Annotated in this window: 8 protein-coding genes; all 8 read left to right on the top strand. The window is 39.1% G+C overall.

Features of this window, described 5'->3' with window-relative positions:
* On the top strand, positions 1 to 1,128 hold a 1,128-nt coding region (locus ABYD77_RS15300; protein ID WP_372770988.1), incomplete at its 5' end, for a SulP family inorganic anion transporter.
* Between the two features lie 79 nt (positions 1,129 to 1,207).
* Complete coding sequence (locus ABYD77_RS15295; protein WP_372770987.1) at positions 1,208 to 1,789, top strand: PilZ domain-containing protein; 582 nt, start codon at positions 1,208 to 1,210, stop codon at positions 1,787 to 1,789.
* Between the two features lie 60 nt (positions 1,790 to 1,849).
* Positions 1,850 to 2,887 (top strand): agmatine deiminase family protein, encoded by a 1,038-nt coding sequence (locus tag ABYD77_RS15290; protein ID WP_372770986.1) that lies wholly within the window; start codon positions 1,850 to 1,852, stop codon positions 2,885 to 2,887.
* A 2-nt stretch (positions 2,888 to 2,889) separates the two neighbouring features.
* On the top strand, positions 2,890 to 3,777 hold the full coding sequence (locus ABYD77_RS15285) for a carbon-nitrogen hydrolase (protein ID WP_372770985.1): 888 nt from the start codon (positions 2,890 to 2,892) through the stop codon (positions 3,775 to 3,777).
* 18 nt (positions 3,778 to 3,795) lie between these two features.
* The gene (gene mfd / locus ABYD77_RS15280; RefSeq protein WP_372770984.1) at positions 3,796 to 7,263 is read left to right on the top strand and encodes a transcription-repair coupling factor; all 3,468 of its coding nucleotides are present in this window, start codon (positions 3,796 to 3,798) and stop codon (positions 7,261 to 7,263) included.
* Positions 7,263 to 8,336 carry a CsiV family protein gene (locus ABYD77_RS15275; protein WP_372770983.1) on the top strand — a complete coding sequence of 358 codons (1,074 nt, stop codon included), beginning with the start codon at positions 7,263 to 7,265 and terminating at the stop codon, positions 8,334 to 8,336. Before mfd ends, ABYD77_RS15275 begins: the two co-directional genes overlap by 1 nt.
* Before the next feature lie 9 nt (positions 8,337 to 8,345).
* Complete coding sequence (locus tag ABYD77_RS15270) at positions 8,346 to 8,594, top strand: lipoprotein (protein WP_038641424.1); 249 nt, start codon at positions 8,346 to 8,348, stop codon at positions 8,592 to 8,594.
* A 247-nt stretch (positions 8,595 to 8,841) separates the two neighbouring features.
* A complete protein-coding gene (locus ABYD77_RS15265; protein WP_372770982.1) occupies positions 8,842 to 9,786 on the top strand; it encodes a LysR family transcriptional regulator in 945 nt (314 codons plus the stop codon).
* Positions 9,787 to 9,792 lie beyond the last annotated feature (6 nt).

Raw genomic sequence — 9,792 nt, 5'->3', positions numbered from 1 at the left:
TTAGCTATATTATTTTACTTTCCTAAAAAGTACCGCAAATACATTCCTGCCCAATTAGTTGCATTAATCGCAATTACCTTAGTTTCAGTTATTTTATTTACTGACGAGGGCATTCGTCGGATTGGTGAAATCCCTACTGGCCTGCCAAATATAGTATTTCCTACGTTTACCTCTGATCAGTTTGTAACCATGATTATTGAAGCCATGGTACTTGGTACGCTTGGCTGTATCGACACTCTGTTAACTGCGGTTATTTCTGATTCACTTACGCGCCAAGAACACGATTCAAACAAAGAATTAAAAGGCCAAGGTATTGCGAATATGATCTCAGGTTTGTTTGGCGCATTACCTGGTGCAGGTGCTACCATGGGCACGGTTGTGAGTATACAGGTAGGGTCTCGCTCCCCAGCAGCTGCAATCATTCGCGCGATTATCTTAATGCTGGTTGTACTCGTTGCCGGTAGCTTAATCGAACCAATTCCAATGGCTGTACTTGCGGGTATCGCACTTTATGTTGGTATTTCCATTCTTGATTGGAGCTTTTTACAACGCGCTCACAAAGCAAGCATGCAACAAACAGCAATAATGTATGGCGTGATGTTATTGACTGTCTTTGTAGACTTATTAATTGCTGTAGGCCTTGGTGTATTTATTTCTAATATTATTGTTATTGAACGCTTAAGCCGCGAGCAAGCAAAACATGTAAAAGCCATTAGTGACGCCGACGATGACGATGTGCCACTTAACAATGATGAACGTGCAATACTTGATAAAGCGAAAGGTAAAATTCTATTTTTCTATTTATCAGGGCCAATGATTTTCAGTGTATCGAAAGCGATATCTAGGCAGCATACTTCTGTACATAAATATAAAGCGATGATACTCGATTTAAGTGATGTACCAATGATTGATATGACAGTAGGCCTTGCCCTTGAAAACGCGATAAAAGATGCCATTGAAGCGCGCTGTGAAGTTTTCTTATACTGCCCGAATCAAGATGCGAAATATCAGTTAGAACGCCTTGGTATTGATGAATTAATCGGTAAAGAACGCTTTGTAAATACCCGATTAGATGCCCTTAACCAGTCATTAGAGGTGGTTGAAAACGTGCCTTTTACAGGCAGCTAACTGAAAAATAATAAATTCTTTGCCTGAACTTATGAGTTCAGGCTAAGATATTAAATTATTTAGTCAAACAGCTTACTTTATGTCTTATCTGCTCGAGCAATTTAATCAATACTTTCAAATTGAACACGCGATTAGTGTTAATTTAGAACCAGTCGAAGAAGCTAACTTGCCAAAAGACGATAGCGACATAGATAAAATCATTCCCCCGCTTTTTCTTCTCGCCAATGAAGTAAATATACTTGAACAAACAGCGCTTAGACCACTTCGTCAACTAGGTGATGTGGCAGAAGATTTAGCCCAGTACCTTAAATTACAATCCCGTAAAATTGATTTGATCTTGTCGCATATTTTAGCTAGTGAAAATCAGCATGAAGACCAACTTGAAACCCATAGTTTTGGTGGCAGCGGTTTTGTAGTCAATACAACTGAACAATATCAAGCTAATGCGTTTTATTGTTGTAAATTATTTTTAGCAGATGAAGCCGCAGCCGTATTTTGTTTTGCGCAAGTGGTCGATTCACAAGCTGTCGAAGAAAATTTTAAAACTCGCTTTATTTTTAGTCACATCCGAGAGCAAGATCAAGAGCTTATGGTAAGGGCGAGTCTACATGTGCAAGCAAAAGTGTTAAAAAAGAAGCAAACAAAGAAAAACATCAATTAAACACTAATAAATAACACCACCATTTGTTAATATTGGCCAAAATTCCATTTGTAAAACACTATGAAAACAGTTTTTCCTGCAGAATGGGCACCACAAGATGCCGTTCTTTTAACATGGCCACATAAAGATACTGACTGGGCAAATATATTAGATTCAGTAGAAGTAACCTATGTTGCTATTGCACGTGAAATTTTATCTGAACAAAGCTTAATCATTGTGGCCCATAACGACGCGCTTAAAGCACATATTAGCCAGTTATTTATTGATAACAAAGTAGCTACAGATAACCTTCATTTTGTTATTTGCCCAACTAACGATACTTGGGCACGTGATCATGGCCCTATTTGCACATATAAAGGTGATAGCTTGCATGCGCTTGATTTTACCTTTAATGGTTGGGGCAATAAGTACCAAGCAAACCTCGATAACGCGATAAACCAGCAGCTTTTTAACTCTGTACTTGCGGCAGATGCATCAAGTAGCAAAGTTGAACTTGCACTTGAAGGCGGCGGCATTGAAACTGATGGTAAAGGAACATTACTTACTACCAGTGAGTGTTTGTTAAACGAAAACCGTGAAAACAATCTTTCTAAAGAAGCGCTTGAAGCCAAACTCAGTGAAGTAATAGGTGTTGATCATTTCCTTTGGGTTGATCACGGCTACCTTGCTGGTGACGATACCGATAGTCACATTGATACATTAGTGCGTTTTGCGCCAAATGATACTTTGGTTTATGTTGCCTGTGATGACAGTGATGATGAACACTTTAACGCATTACAAAGCATGGCATTGCAATTACAAACGCTTAAAACACCTAGTGGCGATGCATACACTTTATATGCCCTACCTTGGCCAAGTGCAAAATTTAATGATGAAGGTGATCGTTTGCCGGCAACTTATGCCAATTACCTTATTATCAATAACAAAGTGTTAGTTCCTACATATCAAGATGCTAACGACCAAGCTGCACTTGATGTTATTGCTAAAGCATATCCAGAGCATCAAGTTGTTGGAATTGACTGTCTGCCATTAATTCACCAATTTGGCAGTTTACATTGTATTACCATGCAATTACCTAACGGTTTTTTACGGAGCTAATCATGTCTCAGACAATTAAAGTTGCTGCGATTCAGCATTCTAATAGCGGTGATTTACAACATAACCAAGACAAAACTGTTCTTGGTATTAAAGAAGCGGCCAAAAATGGCGCAAAGCTAATTGTACTTCAAGAATTACACCGTAGTTTGTATTTTTGTCAAGTAGAAAGCACAGAGAATTTTGATCTTGCCGAGCCAATTCCAGGGCCAAGCACAGCTCTCTATGGCCAGTTAGCAAAAGAGCTGAATGTTGTGATTGTGACGTCGCTTTTTGAAAAACGCGCAACCGGTTTATACCATAACACCGCTGTTGTACTTGATACTGACGGCGAAATCGCAGGTACTTATCGTAAAATGCATATTCCTGATGACCCAGGTTTTTATGAGAAATTTTACTTCACACCAGGTGATTTAGGTTTTCAACCGATTGAAACATCTATCGGTAAACTAGGCGTATTAGTATGTTGGGATCAATGGTTCCCAGAAGCTGCTCGCTTGATGGCGATGGCAGGCGCAGAATTTTTAATTTACCCAACAGCAATAGGTTGGGATTTAGATGATGAAAAAGCAGAGCAGCAACGCCAACTTGACGCGTGGGTAATCGCACAGCGCGCTCACGCGGTATCAAATGGCTTGCCAGTTATTGCATGTAACCGTCAAGGTCACGAAGCCGACCCAAGTGGTCAATCTAAGGGTATTCAATTTTGGGGCAACAGTTTTATCACTGGCCCACAAGGTGAAATCCTAGCGCACGCTTCAAATAATGACGATGAAATTCTGTATGCAGATATTGATAAAGCACGTAGCGAATCTGTTCGTCGTATTTGGCCGTATTTACGTGACCGTCGTATCGACCATTACCAAGATCTAACTAAATTATACCGAGATTAATACTAAGGAGTGACATTAATGCAAAGTCAGTGGCTTAACTTACCCTGGGTTAAAACACGTAATGACAAAATTGCCTGGGGCAATTTAGTTGGTTCGGCCCTAAGTTTAGCAATTTCAGATGCAGTACAAAGCCATACTGGATTTAAATTAATTGTCACTCAAAACACGCAACAAGCTTTAAAACTTGAGGCTGAGCTTTCTTATTTAGTGCCAGATGTCCCGGTCAATTTATTCCCAGACTGGGAAACACTACCTTACGACCATTTTTCACCCCATCAAGACATTATTTCGCAGCGTTTAAGCCTGCTTAGTCAACTGCGTAATCAGCATAATGGTGTGCTTATTGTGCCAATTGCAGGTTTGATGTTACGCACTGCGCCATGTGAATTTATTTATGGTAAAGCAATTAAGTACCGCGTTGGTGATACCTTAGATAGTATGACGCTACGCAGTGCCCTCGAATCGGTTGGCTATATTAACGTGCAACAGGTAATGGCGCATGGTGAATTTGCGATACGTGGTTCAATTATTGATTTATTTCCAATGGGCAGTGATACCCCACTACGCATTGATTTATTCGACGATGAAATTGATTCAATTCGTCAATTTGACCCTGAAACACAACGCTCTCGCGACAACATTCAGGAAATCGACTTATTGCCTGCCCATGAGTTTGGCACAGACGAAGATGATATTGAACGTTTCCGTATTAATTATCGCGAAGCATTTGGTTTAGCACATGAAAAAGGTTCGATTTATTCTCAAGTGAGTCAAGGCAGTTTACCTGCGGGTATTGAATACTACTTGCCGCTCTTTTTTGATAACACCGCAACTCTGTTTGAGTATTTGCCGTCTGATAATGTGATTTTCACATTAGGCGATCTTGAACACAGTTGCCGCGAAACCTGGCTTGATATAGAAAAACGTTTTGAAAACCGTAAAGTCGACCCATTACGCCCGCTTTTAGAGCCCAACAAACTTTACCTGAATGTTGAGAATATATTTTCTAAACTCAATGAGTCGCCACGCATTGCGCTTTCACAAGGTAAGTTAGGTACCAAGGCAGCTAATCACAACATTGCGCTTCTAGACCTTCCTGATATTCGTGTAAATCATCAACTGAAACAACCGTTTGAGTTAGTGTTAAATTATATTTCAACGCTTAAATCGGATAAACACCGCATTTTATTTAGTGTAGAAAGTGATGGCCGTCGTGAATCATTATTAACATTACTTAAGCCAACCGGTCTTAAACTAGCCGAATTTGATAATCTATCGCACTTTTTGAACAATAACAGTGACGTTGGTCTGATTGTATCGCCACTTGAGCAAAGCATTTCATTACACACTGAAAAGCTCACAATTATTACTGAGCAAGAGTTACTGGGTGTAAAGATTTCTCAGCGTCGTCGCCGTAAACATAAATACGAGGTCAGCCAAGACGCTATTATCCGTAATCTGGCTGAGTTACAAATTGGTCAGCCAATTGTTCACTTAGATCATGGTGTTGGTCGCTATCAAGGCCTAGAAACCATTGATGCCGGTGGTGTTACAACTGAATTTGTGACAATTCACTACCTTAATGAAGCAAAGCTTTATGTACCTGTTGCCTCTTTACATTTACTGTCGCGTTATTCAGGCGGTGATTTAGAGACAGCACCGCTCAATAAGCTCGGCTCTGAAGCTTGGGAAAAAGCCAAGCGTCGAGCTGCTGAAAAAGTCCGCGATGTCGCAGCTGAATTATTAGATATTTACGCTCAGCGTGAAGTAAAACCGGGTTATGCCTTTAATCATGATAGCAAGGCATACCGTCAATTTGCCGATAGCTTCCCGTTTGAAGAAACAGATGATCAACAAAATGCCATTGGTGCCGTGCTTAATGACATGCAAAAACCTCAAGCGATGGACAGACTTGTGTGTGGTGATGTTGGTTTTGGTAAAACAGAAGTTGCCATGCGCGCCGCTTTTGTTGCGGTAAATGACTCAAAGCAAGTTGCTGTATTGGTTCCAACCACCCTACTTGCTCAACAACATTTTGAAAACTTTAAAGACCGATTTGCCAATTCCGCTGTTGAAGTTGCCCTCTTATCCCGCTTTAAAACAGCAAAAGAACAAAAACAAACCCTTGAAGGCTTAGCTGAAGGTAAAATTGATATTGTTGTAGGTACCCACAAATTACTACAGCAAGACATTAAATTTGACGATTTAGGACTTCTTATTGTTGATGAAGAGCACCGTTTTGGGGTTCGCCAAAAAGAAAAAATAAAGTCGTTACGAGCAGATGTAGATATTTTAACGCTTACTGCAACGCCAATTCCGCGTACGCTTAATATGGCGATGAGTGGCATGCGTGATTTATCAATTATTGCAACGCCACCTGCTAAGCGTTTGGCAGTTAAAACCTTTGTTCGCCAAAATGATGATGAACTGACAAAAGAAGCCATCATTCGTGAAATTAAGCGCGGAGGTCAAGTTTATTTCTTACATAATAATGTTGAAACTATTGAAAGCTTCGCGAACGATATTGCCGCGTTAGTACCTGAGGCTAATGTGCAATTTGCACACGGTCAAATGCGCGAAAAAGAACTCGAATCTTTAATGTCAGATTTTTATCATCAAAAATTCAATGTACTTGTGTGTACCACAATTATTGAAACCGGTATTGATATTCCAACTGCAAATACCATTTTAATTGATAGAGCTGATCGTTTTGGTTTAGCACAGTTACACCAGTTGCGTGGTCGTGTAGGACGTAGCCACCATCAGGCTTACGCCTATTTACTAACACCACATGAAAAGCTAATCAGTAAAGATGCCAAAAAGCGCCTTGAAGCTATCTCGTCTTTAGAAGATTTAGGAGCTGGTTTTACCCTAGCAACTCATGATTTAGAGATCCGCGGTGCGGGTGAACTACTCGGAGATGAACAGAGTGGTCAAATTGAAAGCATCGGCTTTAGCCTCTATATGGAAATGCTCGACCAAGCAGTTGAAGCATTAAAACAAGGTAAAGAGCCAAGCCTTGACAATTTATTGCGTAAACAAAGTGATGTCGACTTAAAAATCCCAGCGCTTATTCCAAATGACTACATTCATGATGTAAACACACGTTTAAGCATGTACAAACGTATCGCAAGTTGCACAGATAAAGATGCAATGGACGAGTTAACAGTTGAATTAATTGACCGATTTGGTTTACTACCTGAAGCATTACAAAATTTGTTTGCAATTCAGCAACTCAAAATTACGGCAGGTGAAATAGGCATTACAAAAATTGATGCCAATATTAAAGGTGGCTATTTTGAATTTAGCCAAGATACTAAGGTTGATCCGAGTTTCATTATCGGGTTACTACAATCAAGCCCACAGTTTTATAAAATGGAAGGTGCAAGTAAGTTGCGTTTTATGATTGAAGAAAAGAATAATCAAGAACGCTTAAAACTTGTAACAGCAATGCTTAAAGACTTTGCACAAAAGGTTTTGAAATAATGATAATAAAATACGTTTTGCCATTTACGCTGCTAAGCGCAAGTTTTATGGCAAATGCCAATTTACGTTGGTTTGATATTGAATTGATCTTTTTTGAAAGACAACTTGATAGTGAATTAAAAGAAGACTTATCCGCTGATGATCTTGCTGCAATAGATTACAGCAAAACAAAAGATATCATCGCGGATGCGTATCAAGAAATTCAAAAAATTAAATATAAAGAATGTACTGGTGAATTAGACATTACGGTTAATCAGGAAGAAACCTCTTCAACCGGTGAGCAGCGTTTCGAACGCACTGTTACAGAGCCTGAAATGCAAGCTACTGTTGAAATAATGTCAGAGCAAGATGCTCCGACTGAATTTGACGCCGAGCAACTAGCTTGTCAAAAAGGCATCGACATTACAGCTCTTGAAACACTACCTTTAACACCGGAAGCCCTTACTCAAGAGCATAAAGATTACATTTACTTGCTTTCCGAAGAGCAACTCGAACTGAAAGAAACAGTAGCACGATTAAAACAGCGTGGTTTAAAACCATTATTGCACACAGGTTGGCGTCAGCCTGAAAGCAATGTCCGTAATGCAACTCCAATGTACCTTTACGGTGGTAAAAATTTATCTGCTGTTGTTAATAAAACAGAAAAAACTCAATCATTAGAGCAAATGTTAGAAGAATACACGCAATTCGATACTTCATATGAAATGGATTATGGAATTGATGAGTCTTCGACTGAAACGCTTCATCAAGCATTACCTGAAATTGATGACGCACCGAAAGAATCAATTTTAACAAAGCAAACTTGGCAGTTAGAAGGTAAATTCAAAGTGTTTATTCGCCACAATTACCTTAATATCGAAGCTGATTTTGACTTAAATGATTTAACTGAGCAAACTGTAGAGCAATTAAATTTTGAGCAAAATCAAAATACATTTTCTGCAGAGCAGCTTACTGAAACCGTATTAAAAACAGATCGTTTTTCACAATTTCGCCGTGTGATAAGTTCAGAAATCCATTATTTCGACCATCCAAGGCTCGGCGTGATTATGCAAATTCGACGTTATAACCATTAAGGAATAGCCATGAAAAAACTACTAATCACTGCTGCTGCACTGCTTACACTTACTGCTTGTTCAAAAGTGACTTTAGAAAACTACGAAAAAATCAAAGTAGGTCAGAACAAAGAAGAAGTTGAAGCAATTTTAGGTGGCGCATCAAAATGTGAAGAGAAAACAATGCACACTGATTGTACTTGGGGAAATGATAGCACCAACATTAAAGTCACATTTGTTGGCGGTAAAGTAACGCTTTACTCTGAAAAAGGTTTGTAATCAAAGCATTTACCCTTTTAGAAAAGCCGAATAATTCGGCTTTTTTTATTTTTCAAAATGCCAATTGTGATTTTTTAGCCCTTATTTATCCGACATAGATTTTCAAATTTAGCCCGAGCATATCTCATCTATTTGTTCTAATTAAGTTTTATATCGTAGTGCATACACTATCTAAAGCGTAAGAATAATCGCATAAACCATAAAATTGTTATAAGTTGTACTTAAAAGTTAATTTGTACAGTCATTTATGAATATTCGCAATATCGATCTTAACCTGTTGGTTTACCTAAATGTATTATTAGAAGAAAAAAGTGTATCGCGAGCAGCAAGCAAACTTGCACTCACACAACCAACCGTTAGTGCAGCGTTAAAACGATTAAGAGAATACTTTTCAGATCCTCTGTTAGTTCGCACATCAGGTGGTATGCAGCCAACGGAAAAAGCGTTAGCACTAAAACCTCAGATCAGTGAATTTATTCGTTTAAGTGAATCAATTACTCAATCTGACAGCCATTTTGATCCAACATCTGCAACTTATACCTTTAAAATTCTCACTAATGATTACATTGAAAGTTGCTTACTTTTTCCTTTTATTGCGAGTACCTCAAGTATTTACCCTAACCTTAGCTACAACATCACTTCGCCAGGCGATACCCAACTCACTGAACTACAAGAAGGCAGCGTTGACCTTGCAATAAATCGCTTTAAACAAGCACCAACCTCTTTTCATCAGAAACGTTTGTGGCGTGATAATTTTCGTGTTGTTTGTCATCAAGGTAACCCGTTTGCAACATCACCAACACTCGAGAGCTATTTATCACAGCCACACATTTGGGTAAGTAGAAGTGGTATCACGAGTGAAAACCGTATCTCAAAAGATAGCCATCCGAATAAGCTAGGTGAACTCGATGAAGCACTTTGGCAATTAGAGAAACGCCGCAATATTCAAGTTTTCACACGGCATTTTCAAGCGCAAAAGTTAATTGAACAATCGCCTAGTTTACTACTTAGTATTCCAAATAGATTGGCAATTTCTAGCTTTCAGACAGATAACTTAGTCACATTGCCGTTGCCATTTCAAATGGTACCGCAAGAAATTTCTATGGTGTGGAGCCCAATAAAACACTACGACCCTGCCCATACATGGTTACGGCAACAACTTAGTGAGTTCGCAACCACATTAGCGAGTTAAGTACAT

The sequence above is a fragment of the Pseudoalteromonas sp. genome, from assembly GCF_041629635.1.
Lineage (GTDB): Bacteria > Pseudomonadota > Gammaproteobacteria > Enterobacterales > Alteromonadaceae > Pseudoalteromonas.
Note: the sequence above shows the minus strand (reverse complement) of the source record. Positions and strands in the feature narration are given on the sequence as shown.

Excerpts from the sequence above, each read along its gene's own strand:
- ABYD77_RS15295 (WP_372770987.1), top strand. The coding sequence starts at position 1,208 with ATGTCTTATCTGCTCGAGCAATTTAATCAATACTTTCAAATTGAACAC.
- ABYD77_RS15290 (WP_372770986.1), top strand. The coding sequence starts at position 1,850 with ATGAAAACAGTTTTTCCTGCAGAATGGGCACCACAAGATGCCGTTCTT.
- ABYD77_RS15285 (WP_372770985.1), top strand. The coding sequence starts at position 2,890 with ATGTCTCAGACAATTAAAGTTGCTGCGATTCAGCATTCTAATAGCGGT.
- mfd (WP_372770984.1), top strand. The coding sequence starts at position 3,796 with ATGCAAAGTCAGTGGCTTAACTTACCCTGGGTTAAAACACGTAATGAC.
- ABYD77_RS15275 (WP_372770983.1), top strand. The coding sequence starts at position 7,263 with ATGATAATAAAATACGTTTTGCCATTTACGCTGCTAAGCGCAAGTTTT.
- ABYD77_RS15270 (WP_038641424.1), top strand. The coding sequence starts at position 8,346 with ATGAAAAAACTACTAATCACTGCTGCTGCACTGCTTACACTTACTGCT.
- ABYD77_RS15265 (WP_372770982.1), top strand. The coding sequence starts at position 8,842 with ATGAATATTCGCAATATCGATCTTAACCTGTTGGTTTACCTAAATGTA.